Source organism: Embleya sp. L77 (assembly GCF_055557415.1).
The window spans coordinates 1,798,333-1,817,363 of the sequence record NZ_CM145710.1 but is presented as its reverse complement, the minus strand read 5'-3'; the positions used below and the strand labels follow the sequence as shown (position 1 = coordinate 1,817,363).

Genomic DNA, 19,031 nt, shown 5'->3' with positions numbered 1-19,031 from the left:
TGGACGCCGCCACCCGGGACGGCGGGTAGATGCCCTAGAGGTGGATGCCTCATGTCCCCGTAGACGGCTTCGAGGGGCTCCACGAAGCAATTCCGGGACGCGCCTGGGTCCCTTTTTTCAGCGGTCCGCGGCTTCCAGCGGGAGAATCCACACACGGCGATCCAACGAGTTTTCATGCGCCGTACGTAGGGGGGATCATCTCTAGCTCTGCACGGTCTTTACAGGGCCATCTGAAGGGCTTGCAGCCACGCCTGCACTGCATGCATCGGGTGTGCTAAACCTGGTTCTCGGTTCTATGGTGAACCTGGCGGAACAGGACCCGGCCGGTCGGCCGGTCCTGCGCCGACCTCCGTCCGACGTCACGCCGCTCCCGCCCTAACCGGGTGGGAGCGCGGTTCGTCGTGCCGGAAACGTGCCAAAAAAGGAGAGCGCCCCTGTGACCGATCCCGGCATTCCTTCCGACCCTTCGGCCGACACCAGCGCACCCGCGCACGCCACGGGCAACGTGGGGGACATGTCCTACACCGCCGGCCAGATCCAGGTCCTGGAGGGCCTGGATGCGGTCCGCAAGCGGCCTGGCATGTACATCGGTTCCACCGGTGAGCGCGGTCTGCACCACCTGGTCTACGAGATCGTCGACAACTCGGTCGACGAGGCCCTAGCGGGGCACGCGGACCGCATCGACGTGACGATCCTGGCCGACGACGGGATCAGGGTCGTCGACAACGGGCGTGGCATCCCGGTGGACATCGTGCCGTCCGAGGGCAGGCCGGCCCTGGAGGTCGTCCTGACGGTGCTGCACGCGGGCGGCAAGTTCGGCGGCGGCGGCTACGCCGTCTCCGGCGGTCTGCACGGCGTGGGCATGTCGGTGGTCAACGCTCTGTCGACGCGGGTGGAGGCGGAGGTGCGCCACGCCGGGCACCGCTGGAGCCAGGAGTTCGAGAAGGGCGTGCCGACCGCCCCGCTCAAGCAGCACGAGGAGACCTCCGAGACCGGCACCTCGCTGACCTTCTGGGCCGACGGCGACATCTTCGAGACCGTCGAGTACTCCTTCGAGACACTGTCGCGCCGCTTCCGGGAGATGGCCTTCCTGAACAAGGGCCTGACCCTGACGCTGACCGACGAGCGGGCATCCGCGAAGGCCACGGTGGGCGCCGACGACCCGGACACGGACGTGTCCGAGCCGGCGGCGCGGACGGTGACGTACTTCTACGAGGGCGGCATCGTCGACTTCGTGAATTACCTGAACGCGCGCAAGGGCGAGCCCGTCCACCCGTCGATCATCTCGCTGGAGGCGGAGGACACCGCGCGCCTGCTGTCGGTGGAGGTCGCGATGCAGTGGAACACCCGGTTCTCCGACAGCGTGTACTCCTTCGCGAACACGATCCACACGCACGAGGGCGGTACCCACGAAGAGGGCTTCCGGGCGGCGATGACGGGTCTGGTCAACCGGTACGCGCGGGAGCGGAAGTTCCTGCGCGAGAAGGACGACAATCTCGCGGGTGAGGACATCCGGGAGGGTCTGACGGCGATCATCTCGGTCAAGCTCGGCGACCCGCAGTTCGAGGGTCAGACCAAGACCAAGCTGGGCAACACGTCGGCGAAGACCTTCGTGCAGAAGGTCGTGCACGAGCACCTCAACGACTGGTTCGACCGGAATCCGAACGAGGCCGCGGACATCATCCGCAAGTCGATCCAGGCGGCCAGGGCGCGCGTCGCGGCCCGCAAGGCCCGTGAGCTGACGCGCCGCAAGGGTTTGCTGGAGTCGGCTTCGTTGCCGGGCAAGCTGTCGGACTGTCAGTCGAACGACCCGACGAAGTGCGAGATCTTCATCGTCGAGGGCGACTCGGCCGGTGGCTCGGCCAAGTCCGGCCGTGACCCGATGTACCAGGCGATCCTGCCGCTTCGCGGCAAGATCCTGAACGTCGAGAAGGCCAGGATCGACAAGATCCTGCAGAACACCGAGGTCCAGGCGCTCATCTCGGCCTTCGGCACCGGTGTGCACGAGGACTTCGACATCGAGAAGCTGCGCTATCACAAGATCATCCTGATGGCGGACGCCGACGTCGACGGTCAGCACATCAACACCCTGCTGCTGACCTTCCTGTTCCGCTTCATGCGCCCGCTGGTCGAGGCCGGACACGTGTACCTGTCGCGCCCACCGCTGTACAAGATCAAGTGGAGCCGGGACGACTTCGAGTACGCCTACTCCGACCGCGAGCGCGACGCGCTGCTCACCCGCGGAACCGACAGCGGGAAGCGCCTGCGCGACGACACCATCCAGCGCTTCAAGGGCTTGGGCGAGATGAACGCCGAGGAACTGCGCATCACCACCATGGACGTGGACCACCGCGTGCTCGGCCGGGTCACCCTGGACGACGCCGCGCAGGCCGACGACCTGTTCTCGGTGCTCATGGGCGAGGACGTCGAAGCCCGCCGCTCCTTCATCCAGCGCAACGCCAAGGACGTCCGCTTCCTCGACATCTGAGCCGGCGGCAGTAGCGCCCTCCCGGTACGGGGCCCGCGAACGCGGGCCCCGGCCGCGTCAAGACCTGCTCGTCGTCGTCGAGGTCGTCGAGGTCCTTCAAGCAGCGTCGTTCAAACAGCGTCCTCCAAGCAGCTGCTTGGTCACTGCTCGTGGACGCGCCTGCACACGACGAATCCGGGTTCGATTTCCGAGCATTCGAAGACGGGCTGGGAGAAGTCCGCCGTCGTTGCCGTACCCAATCCCGATTCCTCTCCTTCGTCCGCGGGGTGGTACGCGAGCGAGAAGTACCGGGACGCCTCGGGGTACTTGGCGAGGAGATCGCGAAACTCCCCGATCAGTCCGTCGAACTCCGCCGGGATGGTGACGCTCCTGTTGCGTTGCTCCGTCATGACGGCCTCCTGGTGCAGAGACGCGCTGGTACGGACGCAGGGGCAGTCACACCCGTCGCGCCGTACCACCGCTCGAGTACTTCGCGCCGTCCCCTCCTCCAGCTTCACACGGCCGACACCCGTTCGCAGCGTGCCGTCGGGCCGCGGACCGCACCGAGCCCACGTCGTCGCGGAGGAGCAATGCATGGACGCACCCGCCCCGTTGCACGACCACTCGCCGTGCGCGGATACGAGCGAGCCGGCCGTACCGGAACTCGGCGCGCACCCGGGACGTGCGGGGAGCGAAGCAGCTCGGCCTGGTCGGCCCGATCGCACCCGGCGTTCTCAGTCGACAAGTGCGCCGGCGGACAGATTGGCGATCGTCCCGGTCATGGCGCCGGCGAATTCCGTCGCGACCGCGATTGCCGGAGGCTTCGGGGGGCCGGCGGTCCCTCGGCCTCTCGGTCAGTCGTGTTTCCGACGCTCGATCTCTTCTGCAATGCGCTTGATGCGGTTCAGTCGCGCATCCCACGTCTTGCCGACCTCATTCAGTTGCCGGACGGCGCGGCCGAGTTGCTCCTCGTCGACCTCGTAGCGCCGCTCGCGGCCCATCGGTGTCGCGTGTACGAGACCTGCGCGATCGAGGACGCCCAGGTGCTTGGTGACCGCTTGGCGCGAGATCGGGAGACGATCGCTCAGGCCGGTCGGAGTACCGACTCCCTCCGCGAGCAGCAGGTCGAGCAGGCGACGCCGGATCGGGTCACCGATCGCCGACCAGAGTTCATCGTCGACGGCGGCGGTCATCGCGCCACCACGGAGGGGGCGTAGCCCTGCAGCCTGGGCAGGAACAGGTCCCAGCCGCGCTCGTGGTCGTGGAAGGCATTTTCGAGCACAGCGGCTTCCCAGCCCCGCTCCCGCCAGCCGCTCTCGGTCAGGCGCAGAATCGTGCCGTCACCGGATGGCTCGAGCTCGAAGGTCACCAGGAGAGAGTTGCCCGCATCGGGCAGCTGACCGGCAGGGGCGACCCAGCGGAAGGTGAACCTGTGCGGAGGATCCACATCGATCACGGTGATCGCTTCGACCGCGGCACGATCGCCCCACACCAGTTCGCCGACCGCGCCCGGCACCGGCTCGAACGACGCGTCGTCGGACCACCACATCTTGATGTGCTCGGGACGGCTCACCACATCGAACACGACCTCCGGCGCCGCGTCGATGCGAATCTCGCGCTCCAACTGTCCAAACTCCACTGCGGACCTCCAATAAGCAACCATCGGTTGCGCATGAGCTTAATCGGCACACCGGCAATGCGCAACCTTATGTTGCGCAATGAGTGTGGCCGACACAGGCAAGCCCGGCCCGTCACCCCTCCCCCTCCCCGGCCCCCGGGCGTCAAGCGCTCATGCCGCCGTCGACGCGGAGGACCGTGCCGGTGACGTAGGAGGAGCGGTCGCTGAGGAGCCAGGCGGCGGCATGGGCGATCTCCTCGGGGTCGGCGGCGCGGCCCAGCGGCGTCCGGGCGTTCAGGCGCTCGATGACGCCGGGGGAGTTGTCCTCCCACTCGCGCACCATCTCGGTGAGCGTGGTGCCGGGGGCGATGGCGTTGACCCGAATGCCCTCGGGGCCGTACGTGACGGCGGCCGACTCGGTGAGGCTGTTGACCGCTCGCTTCATCGCCCCGTAGGCGGGCAGTTCGGGATTGCCCCACAGGCTGCCGACGCTGGAGTTGTTGACGATCGCCCCGGTTCCGGCGGTGGCGCGGATCGCGGTGACCTCGGCGACCATGGCCAGCCAGGTGCCCTTGAGGTTCACCGTGTAGACGTGGTCGAAGTCCGCCTCCCGGACCTGGTCCATCGGACCGGGCGGGGTGCCCGTCGCGCCGTTGTTGAAGGCGACGTCCAGCCGGCCGTACAGGTGCACGACACGGTCGACGGCGGCGCGTACGTCGTCCGCGTCCGCCAAGTCGCAGACCGTGTAGTCCGCGATGCCGCCCAGGGCCCGGATGTCCTCCGTGACCGCCTTGAGCCGGCTCTCCGTCCGCGCCGCGAGCAGCACCCGGGCGCCCTCCCGGGCGAACAGCCGGGCCGCGGCGGCGCCGATGCCGCTGCCGGCGCCGGTGACGAAGGCGACCTTGCCGGCCAGCAAACCGTCCCGGACGACGGCGGGAGTGGTGTTCGGGGTGGTGGTGTTCGGGGTGGTGTCCATGGCGGCGAGCCTGCCGCCGCCGGCGGTGCCCAGCCAGGCACAGGTGGTACCTGGCTGGGCATCGACGCCGCCGCGCACACTGGGGGTGTGGACAGACGAGAACTGGGCGAGTTCCTGCGCAGCCGGCGCGAGCGCATCACCCCCGCCGACGTGGGCCTGCCCGCCGGGGCGCGCCGGCGTACCCCGGGGCTGCGCCGTGAGGAGGCGGCGCAACTGGCGTTCATCTCGACGGAGTACTACACGCGACTGGAACAGGCCCGCGCGCCGCGCCCCTCGCGCGAGGTATTGGCCGGACTGGCCCGGGCCCTGCGGCTGTCGGACGCCGAGCGCGATCACCTCCACCACCTCGCCGGCGCCCCGCCGGGTCCACCGGCCGGGCCCTCGCGGGAGGTACGGCAGAGCATCCTGGACCTGCTGCACCGCCTACCGCAGGCGGCCGCGCTGGTGATGTCCGCGACGTACGAGGTGATCGCCTGGAACGATCTGGCCGCGGCCCTGATGGAGGACTTCTCCGCCCTGTCCCGGCGCGACCGCAACCTGGTGCGCCGGGTCTTCCTGGGGCCGCACCCGCAGGATCGGCGGCTGTACGGCCTGTCCGACTCGGACGCCTTCGCGCGCACTGCGGCCCGACACCTGCGCGCCACCGCCGCGCGCTACCCGGACGATCCGGAGGTGGCCGAGTTGGTACGCGAACTCCTGTCCGGAAGCCCGGAGTTCGCCGACCTGTGGGCGTCGCACGACGTATGCGCCGAGCCCACCCTGTGCAAGACCCTTCAGCACCCGCTGGTGGGTCCGATCACCGTCGATTGCGACGTCCTGGACATCACCGACCGCGACCAGCGCGTGGTGATCTACACCGCGGCGCCCGGTTCGCCCGCCGAGGAGGCGCTACGCCTGCTGTCGGTCGTCGGCACCCAACGCCTGGACGTACCCGGCTGAACGGAGCCGCCGAAACGGGGCAACGGCCGAACGCGAGCCGAACCCGGTAACCACCGAACCCGAGTCGAACCCGGGCAACCGCCGGACCCGAGCCGAACCGGGGCAACCGCCGAACGCGAGCCGAACCGGGGCAACCGCCGAACGCGAACAGGTGCCGGAGATCCGCGCCGGGTTCCGTGCTTCTCGCCTCGTCCGCAACTCACCGCGCAGGCCCGGCGCGGCCACGAAGCGGCAGAGCCCGTCCGCGCCGGCGCCGCAACCCCGGGCGGGGGACCGGGTCGCCGTCCCCGATGCCCGCGTCCGCGTCCGCGTCCGGCATGCCCCTTGTCTCCTCTCGGCCCGTCTGCCATACATGGCTGCACGCCGCATCTGACGTTGTGTCATATTCCGTGGCGGGAGAGAGGGCTGCCGTGACTCGTCTGGTACTGACCGGGGCCAATCTGCTCGACGGGAACAACGCCGCCGTCGCCGACCGCACCGTGGTGCTGGAGGGCGAGCGCATCGTCGCCGTCGGGGCCGAGCGGCCCGAGCCGCAGGACGGGGACGTGGTCGTCGAGTTGGCCGGCCGCACCGTGATGCCCGGCATGTTCACATGCCATTTCCACTCGACCTATCACGAGCTCGGCTCGAAGCCGAACACGCCGTACGGCAACGAGTTCCCGCCCTCCTACCAGGCGCTGATCGCCGCGAAGAACCTGCGCACCGCGCTCGAACTCGGTTATACGGGCGTGGTCGGCGCGGGCGGCTCCAACGACGTCGAGGGCGGCGTCAAGCGGGCGATCGAGGACGGGTTGATCCCGGGCCCGAGGTTCTGGGCATCCTCGCGCGAGTTGTCCACGACCGGACATTCCAACGACGGGGTGCCGTGGCACTGGGGCATGGGCGCATCCGGGGCCGTGCGGTTGTGCGACGGGGCGGAGAGCTTCCGGCTGGGCGTACGCGAGGAGATCAAGCGCGGCGCGGACGTGATCAAGTTGTTCGTCACCGGCGGCCACGGCACCACCGCTCCCAAGGACCGGATCGAGATGAGCCGCGCCGAACTGGCCGCCGCGATCGAGGCGGCCCATCAGCGCGGCGTGCTGATCCGCGCCCACCTGGTCAACAAGCCGGCCATCATGATGGCGCTCGAACTGGGCATCGACATCGTCGATCACTGCGACGAGATGGACGACGAGGTGATCGCCGCACTCGTCGACACCGGCGCCTTCGTGGTGCCCTCGTTGCACTTCCCGAAGCACTTCCTCGGCTTCATGGGTTCCGGACTCGGCTTCGCCGCCGACGCGATCCGGGCCGATCTGAACCACATGTACGCGATGATCCCCAGGGCGCAGGCCGCGGGTGTGCGGTTCGTGCTCGGTGACGACTATGGCGCGATCGGCTTCCCGCACGGGATGTACGGCGCGGAGCTGCGCCTGTACACCGAGCACGCGGGCGTGACCGCGCTCGACGTCCTGCGCTGGGCCACCCGCAACGGCGCCGAACTGGCCCGACGCGGCGACGACCTGGGCCGGATCGAACCGGGCCGGGTCGCCGACCTGCTGATCCTGGACGCCGACCCGACGATCGACATCGGCGTACTGGCCGACCGGGCCCCCCTGACGGTGCTCAAGGGCGGCGCGGTGGTCGCGGGAGCGTTGCCGCCGGGGCGGTGAGGGCGGGCCGGGCCTGTTCTGCCCACCCGGCCGGCACGCACCCACCGAGCGACACCGGGTAATCCACCGGACATCCCCCCGCGCGACCGCGACCCCAAAACCGCCACAAACCAAGCCGCCCGTCCCGGGCCCGCACCTCGACCGGGCCGCCCGTGCTGCCGCACTCGGCCGGCCCGTCCCGGGAGTGCCCGCGCCGGCTCGCCTACACTCCGGTTGTGTCCGACCTCGTTTCCCCTCCCCCGCCCGGTGACGACGCACTCGATGCGGTCGGTGTGCTCGCCGATCCGGTACGCCGGGCCCTGTACCGCTACGTCGCCACGGCCCAGGGCCCCGTCGGGCGGGCGGAGGCGGCCGATGCGGTCGGGATCCAGCGCACGCTCGCGGCGTTCCACCTGGACAAGTTGGTCGAGGCGCGACTGCTGAGTACCGAGTTTGCGCGGCCCGCGGGTCGGAGTGGACCGGGCGCCGGTCGGCCGGCGAAGTTGTACCGGCGCAGCGCGGTCGAGACCACCGTGACGCTGCCGCCGCGGGCCTACGACACGGCCGGGCAGATCCTGGCGGACGCGGTCGAGCGAGCGGGCGCGGATCGGGCGGTACATGCGGCTGCGTACGACACCGGGCGGGACGCCGGGCGCACACTTGTCGGGCCGGGGCCGGGTGCGGAGCCGGAAGGCGCGAACGAGCACGAACGCGCACGGGAACGTGTGGTCGCGGCGCTGACGGCACGCGGGTACGAGCCGGTCCCGGATCCCGAGCAGGGGTCCGTCCCGGCGGCGTCGGCGGCCGACGAGCCGCCGCACACCCCCTCCCGGATCCTGCTCCGGAACTGCCCCTTCCACCGACTGGCCGAGGATTTCCCGCCGCTGGTGTGCGGGATGAATCTGGCGCTCCTCGAAGGGCTCCTCGACGGCCTGGGTACGAGCACCTACCGGGCCCGGCTCGACTCGGTACCCGGACGCTGCTGCGTGGTCCTGGAGCAGGTGACGGAGGTGGTGGACCAGGTTGTGGACAAGGTGGTGGACGAGGTGCCGGACAAGGAGGGACCGGCCGACTGAACCGCGCCGCCGGCACCCCTGCTCGCCGCAGAATCTCTAAAAACAATTCTCGTTGACATATAGCTCGGGACCTGGTGAGGTGATCCCATGCCCTCGACACACCACATCGCGCAGTTCAACGTGGCACGCATGCTCGCCCCTCTGGACACCCCGACCATGGCCGACTTCGTCGCCGGCCTCGATCCGGTGAACGAACTCGCGGACCACGCTCCCGGCTTCGTCTGGCGGCTGAAAGGCGAGGACGAGGGGGTCGCCGACGCGACCGACATCCGCCCGTACGACGCCGACACGATCGTGACCATGTCGGTCTGGGAGAACCCGGATCGGCTCTGGGATTTCGTCTACCGCAGCGGCCATCTGGAATACCTGCGCCGCCGCCAGGACTGGTTCGCACACATCGCCGAGATGTCGCAGGTCCTGTGGTGGCTCCCGGCCGGCACCATCCCCACCTCCGCCGACGGCCGGACCCGCCTGGACCACCTGCGCGAACACGGCCCGACCCCCTACGCCTTCACCTTCCGCAACCGCTTCCCGGCGCCGGAACCCGAGCGGGCACCCGAGCCGGCCGAAATCGCCTGACGAAGCGGGCGGCAGCCGGCGACGGGCATGCGCTCACGCCGCAACCCGGCACGGAACGCGCGCGGATCGCGCCCCGATCGTGCCCGGACACATCCGAGCCGTCTCCGGGCGGCCACACCCGGCCCACCCCGGCCCACCTCCCGAGCGGAGGATCCCGGCCGGCACCATGACGCGGATGAACATCATCCCCGGGCGCGGCGTCGCGCTCGTCGAGGTCGGTGACGCCCGGGCGCGGGTCGAGGCCCGGATCGGCGAGCCGGTCCACGGGCCGGGCCGCTCCCGGGCCGTCTACCGCACCGATCCGACCCTGGTCATCTGCTATCTCCCGGACGACACGGTCGAGTTGGTCGAACTCGGCCACGGCGCCGGCACCCGTGCCGAGGTCCACCTCGACGGCGTACAACTGACCTGGCGCTTCCTGGACGAGGTGGTCGCGGAGCTGACCGCCCTGGGCCACACCGGCACCGAAACCGACATCGGCTACGCCTTCCGGGCCGGATTCGCCATCTGGTCCATGGGTTCCCGCCAGGCCACCGACCTCGACCCCGAAGCGGACGAGGACGACGAACGAGCCGTCGTCGAAGGCGTATCCGTCGCCCCGTACTCCTACTTCACCGAGGACTGACCACCGAAATCCGCAAACGGGCACACGTTGCGGAAGCCAATCCCGCAACCCGACGACGCCGCACCGGCCGGCGCCGCCAACCACCCTCCATCACCCGATCACCGGCCACCCGACCACAACACAACCCGACCCCGACCCCGACCCGACCACCACCAGACCAGCCCGCAACCCCCGACCATCAAGCCTGGTGCAACTCATTCCGGCGATGGCGCGCCGCCGGAATCTCCACCGCGTCCGCCGCATCCAGGTCGAGCCCCCGCCCGGTTCGGTCGTTGACCAGCGCCCGTAGCACCGCGACACCCGCGCGAAGTCGCGACCGTTCCTGCCGCTCGGCACGCGTCGCGGCTGCGGCGAGCGCGCCGTCGGAGGTGTTGTACCGCCCCCAGGCGTAGACACCCACTCGCCGGCAGACCCGCTGCGGGTGTGGACGCCGGCCCAGGCGCGCGGCTTCCGCCCGGACCCGGGCGCTGTAGCGCAGGTCGAAGCGGACCACGGCACGCCAAGGCGCCCCGGAGGCCCGATCGGAACCGGCTTCCCACCGGCGCGGGGTCGGGTGATGTGCGGTGCGAGACATGGGACTCCGTCGATACACCGCCAGGTCTCTGCTCCTGGCGTACCTAACGAAACCCACCCGGACCGACGGACCGGTCGCAGCCCGCGCCCGTGCGCCTGCTCCCGACGTTCGCCACGCCCAGCACCCCCGCACGCCCGCAATCCGCACCCGGCCCACATCATCGCCGGCTCACTCAGCATGCCCGGGGCCGGCACGGTCCGGCAACCCACCGGGCCGCCGGTGCGCATCGCCCCGGCCACGTTTCGAGGGGGGACTGCCCGTTGTTCGCACGTCGGGCACCCCTCGACCGCGCCCCGGCCTACGGCAGTGTGATCACCACCTTGCCGAAGGGGCCGCCGGTGCGCAGGTGTTCGTAGGCCTTCGGGGCCTCGTCGAAGGCGAAGACACGGTCGATCACCGGGTGGATCCCGTGCTCGGCCAGCACGGTGTTGAGGTGCTCGAAGGTGGTGCGGTTGCCCACCGCGAGTCGCTGGACGCTGAAGAAGCGGCCGTTGAACACGTTCGGGTCGAAGCCGGTTCCGTCCGAGGGGAAGGCGCCGACCAGGGAGATCTGCCCGTTGAAGCCGATCGACGCGATCGACTTGGCGATGGTGGGCGCGCCGACCGCCTCCAGGATCACGTCGACGCCCCGACCGCCGGTGAGTCCGGCCACCGCCGACTCCCAGTCGGGCGTGATCCGCCGGTCCACCACCTTCGCCGCGCCCAGTTCCACGAGCCGCGCGGCCTTGTCCGCGCCCGACGCGACCGCGATCACCCGCGCACCCGACGCCGCCGCCAACTGCACGCCGAACAGCGCCACCGCACCCGCGCCGACCACGAGCACGGTGTCCCCCGCGACCATCGGCCGCGGCCCCGTGGTCAACCCGGCCCAGGCCAGGACGGCCGCGCACGGCAGCGTGGCCGCCTCCTCGTAGGACAGGTGCTCGGGAATCCGTACCACCGACTCCTCGTCGACGACCTGATATCCGGTCAGCATTCCGCCGAGATTGGCCCCGTACTGCTCACTCACCAGCGGGAGCGTCATCGGGCCGTCGATCCATCTCCGGAAGTAGGTGACCGCGACCCGGTCGCCGACGTCGGCCCGCCGTACCCCCTCGCCCACCGCGACCACCTCGCCGGCGCCGTCGCTCAGCGGCACCACGCCCGGCGTCGGCGGGATGACGTACGTACCGTCGAGGATCATCAGGTCCCGCCGGTTGAGCGAGGCCGCCCGCACCTGGATCAACACCTCGTTCGGGCCCGGCCGAGGCACCTCCTCCTCCCGCAGGACCAGTCCGTCCAGGCCGTCCTGCGGCCGGTCCAGGTGGTAGCCGACCGCGGTCGTGCCCTGCTGCGTGTGCGCCATGAACTCGTCCTCTTCGTGGGTGCGTTCTCGTCGGGCAGGCTTGCGCCCCCGAACCGACCTGACGTGCGACGACGCCGATGAGCCGCCGTACTCGACCGCGCATCGTCCGCCGCCGAAATGGACCCTACGGAGATCACGCGGCTGCGGAATCAGTAGCGCATCGGTAATTTCGCGACCGGCCGGCCGACCGGCCGGCCACCGCACCCACCTGCGGCCGTGACGAGCCGACCGAACACCCGAGCCGGCCCCACGCGTCGGGCGGCGGCGCAGTGGGGTGTCGGGGGTCGGGGCGTCAGGGCATCAGGGCCGCGTCCACCGCCTTGGTGTCCCAGTAGAACGGGCGAATCTCGGTGATCAGGCCGTCCCGGACGGTGATCATCTGCATCACCCAGGTGTCCAGAACCCGGCCGGTGGCACGCGCGGTCAACAGACCCCGGTTGAGGATCGCCACCGACTCGCCGTCGACGGCGAAGCGCTGTTCGAGGAACTCCATCTCCCGCCACGCCTCGCTCATCGCGGCCATGAAGTCCTCGATCCCGCTCGGACCGTAGCGAGGGCCGCCGTAAGGGAGACCCGGCGACTGGTACATGACCACGTCCGGCGCGAGACACGCGGCAAGCTCGGCAAAGCTCGCCTTGCCCCGACCGCCGCCCGCGATGTAGGCGGCCTCGGCCGCAAAGAACGTTTCCAGGACGGAAAGCGCGGCACGCTCGGGGGCGGGCGCGTGCGCGGGCGGCATCATCGGCCCACGCGCGGCCTCGGTCGCCCCTGTCGGGGCTTTGCTCTCGAAACTCATGAACCCATCGTGACCACCCGAACCACCCACCCGCCGGCGGCAATCGGCCGTCGCGCTCCGCCTCCCGCCCCACCCGCGCAACGCCCGCACCCGGCCCACCGGGCCCACCCGCGCGACCCACGCACCCGACGCACGCCCGGCCCCGCCCGCCGTCCATCCGCCCACCCACCCGACACCGCACAATCCTGCTCGCGCCGGTCGGCCGTGCGGCCCGCGAGCCCGATCCCTCCTCGGCTGGAGGAGAAATCGGACCAATGCTTCCGAGGCGCGTCACCCGGCCCCCGGCCGGCTGAGCACACCGGGCGCGGTGAATACCTCGTCGTTCGCCGGCACCCCGATCCCGCGCCAGGCGAACGGAATCCCACGCGCCACGTCCGGATCCCGGTCGTCCATCAACTGGAAGTGCACGTGCGGCTCACTGGAGTTCCCCGAATTGCCGCAACGGGCCAACTCGTCGCCCACCCGCACACGTTCGCCTTCCCGCACGACCGCCGACCCGCGCCGCAGATGGGCGTACAGCGCGTACACCCCCTCGCCCAGGTCGAGGATCACATGGTTCCCGACCAGCCGGCGGGCGCCGGCCAGGTCCCGGCACACGCCCTCGACCAGGAGATAGGGCAGCGCCGGGAACGAGTTGCGGCTGAGATGGTCACGTTGCCCGTCGGCTACCCGGACCACCGTCGCATCCGCCACCGCCACAACCGGTGCGCCGAAGGCCGGGAACGCACCACTGCGTCGAACCACCGGCCACCACCCGAAGCTCGGCCGAGGCCGCCCGTCGGGCTCCGCGACGATGTCGATCGCGTACGCCTGGCCATAGGCCCGCGTGCCGTGACTGGGCACCTTGTCGGCCGGACTGTTCAACGCCCGCCACCGCCCGGCCACCGGCGCCTCCACCTCGACCGCAGACCGAACACCGGAGTCGGCCCGGCCGTCGGCTGCGTCAGGGCCGCCGTCACCGCCGCCGGCTCCCTCCGGCTGCGCCTGGTCCGCCAGGAGTCGGGTGACCATCAGGAGTCCCAGCGGAAGCCAGCTCCACAGCCAGGAGAAGTCGTAATACATCCCTGCCACCAGGACCACGAAGAACGCGATCCAGCAGGAGCGGTACAGGACCGTGAGGGACTTGCGGACAGGCATCGTGGCGCTCCCCGAGTCGATTCGCGATGTCGGTCGAACCTGAAGTCTCGATACTTCGAAGTTACGTAATTACGTACGATCTCGCAAGCGTGAAGCGTTAAGCGGGAAGCCGTGCCGGACGCGGCAGCGCATGGATGCGCGTCGATGGGCCACCTCATACCGCACCCCGTGCTGCGGCCCGGCCGAGCCAGGGCGGCGTGCGCGGCGGTGTTTGCGGCGGTGCGTCCGGCGGTGTGTCCGGCATCACATGGAACCTTTCCCGGCCCCGCGTCCTCTTCCCGACGACCGGCTGACAGCTCGTCAGCCCCGAGGAGGGGACCGTGCCGTGCACACCACCACCGGATCCACCGGAGCCAATGGGCCCGCCGGAGCCGCCGGACTCGACGGAAGGGTCATGCCGACCACCGACACATCCACCACCGCCGCCAGGAAGCGTGCCGGTACGGCGGTCGCCGCACTGCTCACCGCCGATGCCCTCCTCCACGCGTTCTGGGCGACCGGCTCGACCTGGCCCGCCGGCAGTACCGAAGCGCTCTCGCAGGGGCTGCTCAACGCCGACGTCCCGTTCACCCCGCGCGTCCTGTTGCCGCTCTGCGCGCTGCTCGGCACCGGCGCCGTCGGCGTGTACGCGCACAGCCGCGGTCGAGGCGGCCGGTTCAGCGCGCTGATCACCGCGGCGGTGGCCGCCGGACTCGCGATCCGGAGTACGGCCGGCCTGGTCTGGGCGGTGGGCATCGGGAGCGACCCCGGCAGTACGTTCCATCGCCTCAACCTGGCCGTCTACACACCGGTTTGCCTGGCATTCGGCTACGCGGCCGCACGACTCGCCCTGACCGGATTCCGCCGCACACGGAGCCGACTGCCCCGGACCCGGGCCACCGGGAGATGATCATCACCGTGCCGGATCGCCGAACCGAAGACCGAACCCGGGAAGTCGAAGACCGAGTCGGAAGCCGAGCCGCGAACCGACCCGAGAAGCCGGCCGAAATCTACGCCGCCCACGCCGCGCACATCGGGGACGTCGCCCACGTCGAGAACGTCGCCCACGTCGAACGCGATGCGCACGTCGAGGGCGATGCGGCCGACCGCCGTACGCGCGGTATCGCCCTTGCCCGCGCCGCCCGTCGCGGCGACACCCTCGCGATGAGCGACCTGCTCGATCACCTGATCCCCTACGTCGCCACCATCTGCGGTCCGATCGCCCTCGACGCCCGCCAGGACGCGGTCCAGGAAACGCTGGTCGTGGTCTTCCGCGCGCTGCGCAAACTCGAGGAACCGGAGGCGCTGTACGGCTGGGTGCGCGCGATCGCGGTCCGCGAGGCGATCCGAATCGCCCGCCGGGCGGTACGCGACACCCCGGTCGAATCCACCGAGCTGTCCGCCCCCGGCGACCCGCAACTGGCCGCCGACATCGACGACGTACTGGCCCGGCTGTCGCCCGAGCACCGCGCCGTACTGGTACTGCGCGACGTCGAGGGCCTGGACGAACAGACCGCCGCCGAGCTGCTCGGCGTCCCCGAAGGCACCGTCAAGTCCCGGCTGCATCGCGCCCGGGCGGGATTCCGAAGGATGTGGACGGCATGACCGAGCCACTCGACCCCGGCACCATCGGATCGGGCGGCGTCGAACCCACCCGAGCCGCACCGACGGGCATCGAACCCACCGACGTCGCGCCCGTTCGCGTCGAACCCACCGGCAGCAAGCCCGTTCACCCCGAACCGGCTCACCTCGAATCCGTTCGCCCCGAATCCGTTCACCCCGAGCCCGTTCGCATGGACGCCGTGGCCCGACTGCGGACGTTGACCGCCGGCATCCCGGGCGCTCGGGTCGTCGAGGGCGTGGTGCCCGCGCCGTTCGCCGACGTCTGGGCGGTGATGGGCGACCTGGAGCAGGGCTTCGGACGGTTCCAGCCGGACATGCGCCACGTCCGGGTGTCCCGGCGCGACGGCGATCGCATCGAGGCCTACGCGCGCAGCCGCTACGGCATGCGGGCCCGCTTCGACGGCATCCTGCGCCCGGGCTGGTGCTGGTTGCAGAGCCGATTCGTGATCATCGGCATGGCCGCGGTCGCCGAGCACGACACGACCCGGGTCGCCCTCACCGGCGGTGTCCGGGTACCGGGTCGAGCCGCCATCGTGCCGATCGGCACCGGACGCGAACTACGCCTGGCCCTGGCCCGATTGCACACGGCGGTGGGCAACGACTGAACCGGCCGCCCTCGGCCCGCCACGCCCCCGGCGCAGGCACGGGTGCGGGTGCGGGTGCGGGCGCGGGCGCAAGCAGGAGCGGAGCGCGGAACCTGGTCAGCCGCGCAGCGTCGCGGCGGCCTTGTAGGTGCGCAGGACCGGTGCGGTCTCGATGCGGGTGATGGCATCCAGGGCGACGCGACGTGTCAGGTAGTGGTGCAGGGCCTCCGCGTCGCGGCACAGGGCGTGGGCGACCAGGTTGGTGGGGCCGGTGGTGGCGGCGACGACGGCGAGTTCGTCGTGGCCGGCCAACACGGTGGCGACCTCGTCGAGGCGGCTGGGAGCGACCTGCATCCACAGCAGCGCGGACACGGTGGCGCCGAGGAGGGCGGGTTCGATGTCGACGTCGAAGAACAGCGCGCCGCACGAACGCAGTCGAGTCAGCCGACGGGTGACCGTGGAGGGCGTGGAACCGGTCGCAGCGGCCAGATCCGCGTAGCCGGCCCGGCCGTCCTCGCGCAGCGCGGCCAGCAGGCGCAGGTCGGCGTCGGTGAGCGGGTACGGATCGTCGCTCTCCACGTCGGCGGCCGGCGCGTCTTGGGCGCGCAGCCGGGCCTCCTGTTCGGGGGTGAGCGCGCCGAGCCGGCCACGCCACGCGGTGGGCCCGCCCAGGTAGGTGTGCAGCAGGTAGTGCGCGGAGACCGCGGTGACGCCGGCGGTGCGCGGGATGTCGCGCAGCAGGAGGGAATGGGCGTCCGGGCCGCTGGGCGCGGTGTGGATGATCGCGACGATCTCGGTGCCGCCGGAGGTCAGCCGAACCCACGAGCTGTCGGGACGGCGGGCCAACGCGACCGCGATGTCGTGGGCGGTACGGGTGGCGGCGGTCAGACGGACGAACCACTGGTGCGCGCGGATGCCACGCGGGGTCGGCAGGGCGACCACACGCAGGCCGCCTTCGGCGTGCAGGCGGCGGTAGCGGCGCACCACGGTCTGGGTCGAGGAGCCGAGGACCTCGGCGATGAGGGTGAACGGGGCGCGCGCGTCCACGTGCAGGGCATGGATCAGGCCACGATCGAGATCGTCGAGTTCGAGCATATTCCGCAAAATAGCCGATCCCAATGGATGTAATCGCCGATCTGATCACCGGAAGTGGAACCGGATGCCGAAGCCCGATCAAGGTGGGGGTCGAGCGGCACGCCGGGACGACAACCCGGGAAGCCGCGGACCCGCGCACAACACCGATCACGGGGACCCATGACCGAGCACGCCGCCGAGCCCACCGAGAAGCACTCCACCGACCCCTCCCCCGCGCCCACCGACACACGGGCCACCACCACCCTCACCCCCACCGCCCACGACACCCCGGTCGCTCCGCCCGACCGGCCGGCCCCCGTCGCGTACCGCCGGCGGTGGACCGCCCTGATGGCGCTGCTCACCGCCGAGGCGATGAACCTCCTCGACGCCACCATCGTCCAGGTCGCCGGCCCCGTCATCCACGCCGAACTCGGCGGCCCCGCCGCTGCGATCCCCTGGTACAGCGCCGCCTACACCCTCGCCTTCGCCCTCGGCCTCCTCACCGCCGCCCGCCTCGGCGACATCGCCGGCCGCCGCCGGATCTTCCGGATCGGCGTCACCCTGTTCGCCCTCACCTCACTTGCCTGCGCGTTCGCCCCAACCGCCGGCGCCCTCATCGGCCTGCGCGCGGCACAGGGTGCCGCCGCCGCCCTGATCATCCCTCAGACCTTCGGACTGATCCGCGCCATGTTCGACGGCGACGAACTGGCCAAGGCACTGGGCACCATCGGCCCGGTCATGGGCCTGTCCGCGGTTCTCGGCCCGGTCCTGGGCGGCGTGCTCACCCACGCCGACCTGTTCGGCACCTCGTGGCGCGCGGTGTTCCTGGTCAACCTGCCCCTCGCGGCCGCCGTCCTGGCCCTCGCCCCGAACCTGCGCGAGGACCGCGCCCCCGTACGCCCTCGCCTCGACCCGACCGGCACCGCCCTGGCCATGGTCGGCACCGCACTGCTGGTGTGCCCGCTCACCGCCGGCATCGGCGCGCCGAGTGCACGCGCGTGGGCCGTCGCCGCGTTCGGCGCGCTCGTCCTGCTCGTGTTCACCGCCCACCAGCGCCGCGCGGCCGCCGCCGGCCGCACCCCACTGGTCGAGCCGTCCCTGCTGCGCGGTCGTACCTTCCCCGCCGCACTGGCCACGTCCACCCTGTTCTTCGCCGTACTGAACGGCGTGATGATCACCGTGGTACTGCACCTGGAACTGGGCCTGGGCAACGGCCCGCTCAGCGCCGGCCTCACCCTGCTGCCGTGGTCCGCCGGCCTGGCCGTCGCCTCCTGGGCCGCGGGCAGCCACCTCGTCCCCCGCTACGGCACCCGTGTCCTGCACGCCGGCATCGCCGCCCTCGCCGCCGGCCTGGCCGCCGCGGCCCTCGCCTATCGGGCCGCGCCCACCGGCCACTACCCGCTCGGGCTGCCGTTCGCCCTCGCTCTGGCCGGCCTCGGCGTGGGCCTGTTCACGGCGCCGTTCTTCACCGCCGCGCTGCGCCACGTCTCGCCGCAGGAGAGCGGCTCGGCGGCGGGGCTCCTCAACGCCGTCCAGCAACTCGGCGGCACGCTCGGCGTCGCCATCGTCGGCGGCGTCTACCTGACCGGCAACGCCTCCGGGCAGACCGCGGGCCCGAGCGCGCAGAATGCCCTGGCGACGGCCGGAGCACTGCTCGCCGCGACCGTACCGGCTGCCTGGGCGATGACCACCCGCCGCCACAGCCGAACCGATGCGGTGGAGGCCGCCGGTAAGGTGCGCTGACCCGAGCCCGGGCCCATGGAAGCACTGGCCATCGCCACCGCGGCGGCCGTCGAGCGGTACGGCCCGACCCGCACCACCATGGCCGACCCCGCCCTCGTCAAACTCGCGATCGGCCCCGGCAGCGACGAGGCGGCCAGAGCCCGGGCGCTGCGCCTCCTGGGCTTCGCCGCCGAGGTGCCCGTCCGTGTCGTCGCCGTACGATCGCAACTCCCGCTCGACCGGATCGGCGGCCTGATCCGCCCGGCCCGCCCGGCGAAGGCCGCAC

The 19,031-nt window shown here is 71.2% G+C and carries 19 protein-coding genes; 10 read left to right on the top strand and 9 right to left on the bottom strand.

Translation table 11 applies throughout. From position 1 onward, the window contains the following. Window positions 1–514: 514 nt before the first annotated feature. Window positions 515–2,488 carry a DNA topoisomerase (ATP-hydrolyzing) subunit B gene (gyrB, locus tag ACZOOI_RS37820; protein WP_465284124.1) on the top strand — a complete coding sequence of 658 codons (1,974 nt, stop codon included), beginning with the start codon at window positions 515–517 and terminating at the stop codon, window positions 2,486–2,488. 140 nt (window positions 2,489–2,628) lie between these two features. Here the strand turns inward: gyrB and ACZOOI_RS37815 are convergent, their stop codons facing one another. From ACZOOI_RS37815 to ACZOOI_RS37800, 4 genes are all read right to left on the bottom strand, one after another. Continuing rightward, entirely contained in the window at window positions 2,629–2,877 is a 249-nt protein-coding gene (locus ACZOOI_RS37815; RefSeq protein ID WP_465284094.1) for a hypothetical protein, read from the bottom strand. Window positions 2,878–3,321: 444 nt separating this feature from the next. Continuing rightward, window positions 3,322–3,660, bottom strand: a complete 339-nt coding sequence (locus ACZOOI_RS37810) for an ArsR/SmtB family transcription factor (RefSeq protein ID WP_465284093.1) — start codon at window positions 3,658–3,660, stop codon at window positions 3,322–3,324. Further along, window positions 3,657–4,091 carry an SRPBCC domain-containing protein gene (locus ACZOOI_RS37805; RefSeq protein WP_465284092.1) on the bottom strand — a complete coding sequence of 145 codons (435 nt, stop codon included), beginning with the start codon at window positions 4,089–4,091 and terminating at the stop codon, window positions 3,657–3,659. The genes ACZOOI_RS37810 and ACZOOI_RS37805 overlap by 4 nt, the downstream gene beginning before the upstream one ends. Before the next feature lie 157 nt (window positions 4,092–4,248). Next, on the bottom strand, window positions 4,249–5,061 hold the full coding sequence (locus ACZOOI_RS37800; protein WP_465284091.1) for an SDR family NAD(P)-dependent oxidoreductase: 813 nt from the start codon (window positions 5,059–5,061) through the stop codon (window positions 4,249–4,251). Between the two features lie 87 nt (window positions 5,062–5,148). Between ACZOOI_RS37800 and ACZOOI_RS37795 the strand changes: the two genes are divergently transcribed. The 5 genes from ACZOOI_RS37795 (at window position 5,149) to ACZOOI_RS37775 (ending at window position 9,911) form a co-directional block, all read left to right on the top strand. Beyond that, a complete protein-coding gene (locus ACZOOI_RS37795; protein ID WP_465284090.1) occupies window positions 5,149–6,000 on the top strand; it encodes a helix-turn-helix transcriptional regulator in 852 nt (283 codons plus the stop codon). A gap of 410 nt (window positions 6,001–6,410) precedes the next feature. Next, window positions 6,411–7,652, top strand: a complete 1,242-nt coding sequence (locus ACZOOI_RS37790) for a metal-dependent hydrolase family protein (RefSeq protein ID WP_465284089.1) — start codon at window positions 6,411–6,413, stop codon at window positions 7,650–7,652. Window positions 7,653–7,867: 215 nt separating this feature from the next. Further along, window positions 7,868–8,707: a helix-turn-helix transcriptional regulator gene (locus tag ACZOOI_RS37785; protein WP_465284088.1), complete on the top strand. Its 840-nt coding sequence runs from the start codon at window positions 7,868–7,870 to the stop codon at window positions 8,705–8,707. 87 nt (window positions 8,708–8,794) lie between these two features. Next, the gene (locus tag ACZOOI_RS37780; protein ID WP_465284087.1) at window positions 8,795–9,286 is read left to right on the top strand and encodes a DUF3291 domain-containing protein; all 492 of its coding nucleotides are present in this window, start codon (window positions 8,795–8,797) and stop codon (window positions 9,284–9,286) included. 175 nt (window positions 9,287–9,461) lie between these two features. Further along, window positions 9,462–9,911, top strand: a complete 450-nt coding sequence (locus ACZOOI_RS37775; RefSeq protein WP_396005823.1) for a hypothetical protein — start codon at window positions 9,462–9,464, stop codon at window positions 9,909–9,911. A 178-nt stretch (window positions 9,912–10,089) separates the two neighbouring features. Here ACZOOI_RS37775 and ACZOOI_RS37770 read toward each other — a convergent pair whose 3' ends face one another. From ACZOOI_RS37770 to ACZOOI_RS37755, 4 genes are all read right to left on the bottom strand, one after another. Beyond that, window positions 10,090–10,485, bottom strand: coding sequence for a hypothetical protein (locus ACZOOI_RS37770; protein ID WP_465284086.1), 396 nt, complete (start codon window positions 10,483–10,485; stop codon window positions 10,090–10,092). A gap of 298 nt (window positions 10,486–10,783) precedes the next feature. Continuing rightward, complete coding sequence (locus tag ACZOOI_RS37765) at window positions 10,784–11,830, bottom strand: zinc-dependent alcohol dehydrogenase family protein (protein WP_465284085.1); 1,047 nt, start codon at window positions 11,828–11,830, stop codon at window positions 10,784–10,786. Window positions 11,831–12,122: 292 nt separating this feature from the next. Then, the gene (locus ACZOOI_RS37760; RefSeq protein ID WP_465284084.1) at window positions 12,123–12,626 is read right to left on the bottom strand and encodes a nuclear transport factor 2 family protein; all 504 of its coding nucleotides are present in this window, start codon (window positions 12,624–12,626) and stop codon (window positions 12,123–12,125) included. 270 nt (window positions 12,627–12,896) lie between these two features. After that, window positions 12,897–13,763, bottom strand: a complete 867-nt coding sequence (locus tag ACZOOI_RS37755) for a M23 family metallopeptidase (RefSeq protein ID WP_465284083.1) — start codon at window positions 13,761–13,763, stop codon at window positions 12,897–12,899. A 394-nt stretch (window positions 13,764–14,157) separates the two neighbouring features. On the opposite strand from ACZOOI_RS37755, the gene ACZOOI_RS37750 reads away from it, so the two are divergent. The 3 genes from ACZOOI_RS37750 to ACZOOI_RS37740 are packed head-to-tail and all read left to right on the top strand — an operon-like array spanning window position 14,158 to window position 15,970. Then, a complete protein-coding gene (locus ACZOOI_RS37750) occupies window positions 14,158–14,652 on the top strand; it encodes a DUF3995 domain-containing protein (RefSeq protein ID WP_465284082.1) in 495 nt (164 codons plus the stop codon). An 8-nt stretch (window positions 14,653–14,660) separates the two neighbouring features. Beyond that, complete coding sequence (locus ACZOOI_RS37745; protein ID WP_465284081.1) at window positions 14,661–15,347, top strand: RNA polymerase sigma factor; 687 nt, start codon at window positions 14,661–14,663, stop codon at window positions 15,345–15,347. After that, on the top strand, window positions 15,344–15,970 hold the full coding sequence (locus tag ACZOOI_RS37740; protein WP_465284080.1) for a hypothetical protein: 627 nt from the start codon (window positions 15,344–15,346) through the stop codon (window positions 15,968–15,970). The genes ACZOOI_RS37745 and ACZOOI_RS37740 overlap by 4 nt, the downstream gene beginning before the upstream one ends. A 96-nt stretch (window positions 15,971–16,066) precedes the next feature. On the opposite strand, the gene ACZOOI_RS37735 is transcribed toward ACZOOI_RS37740, so the two are convergent. Next, complete coding sequence (locus tag ACZOOI_RS37735; RefSeq protein WP_465284079.1) at window positions 16,067–17,044, bottom strand: Lrp/AsnC family transcriptional regulator; 978 nt, start codon at window positions 17,042–17,044, stop codon at window positions 16,067–16,069. Between the two features lie 159 nt (window positions 17,045–17,203). Between ACZOOI_RS37735 and ACZOOI_RS37730 the strand changes: the two genes are divergently transcribed. Beyond that, the gene (locus ACZOOI_RS37730; protein WP_465284078.1) at window positions 17,204–18,766 is read left to right on the top strand and encodes an MFS transporter; all 1,563 of its coding nucleotides are present in this window, start codon (window positions 17,204–17,206) and stop codon (window positions 18,764–18,766) included. The last annotated feature ends 265 nt before the right edge of the window (window positions 18,767–19,031 follow it).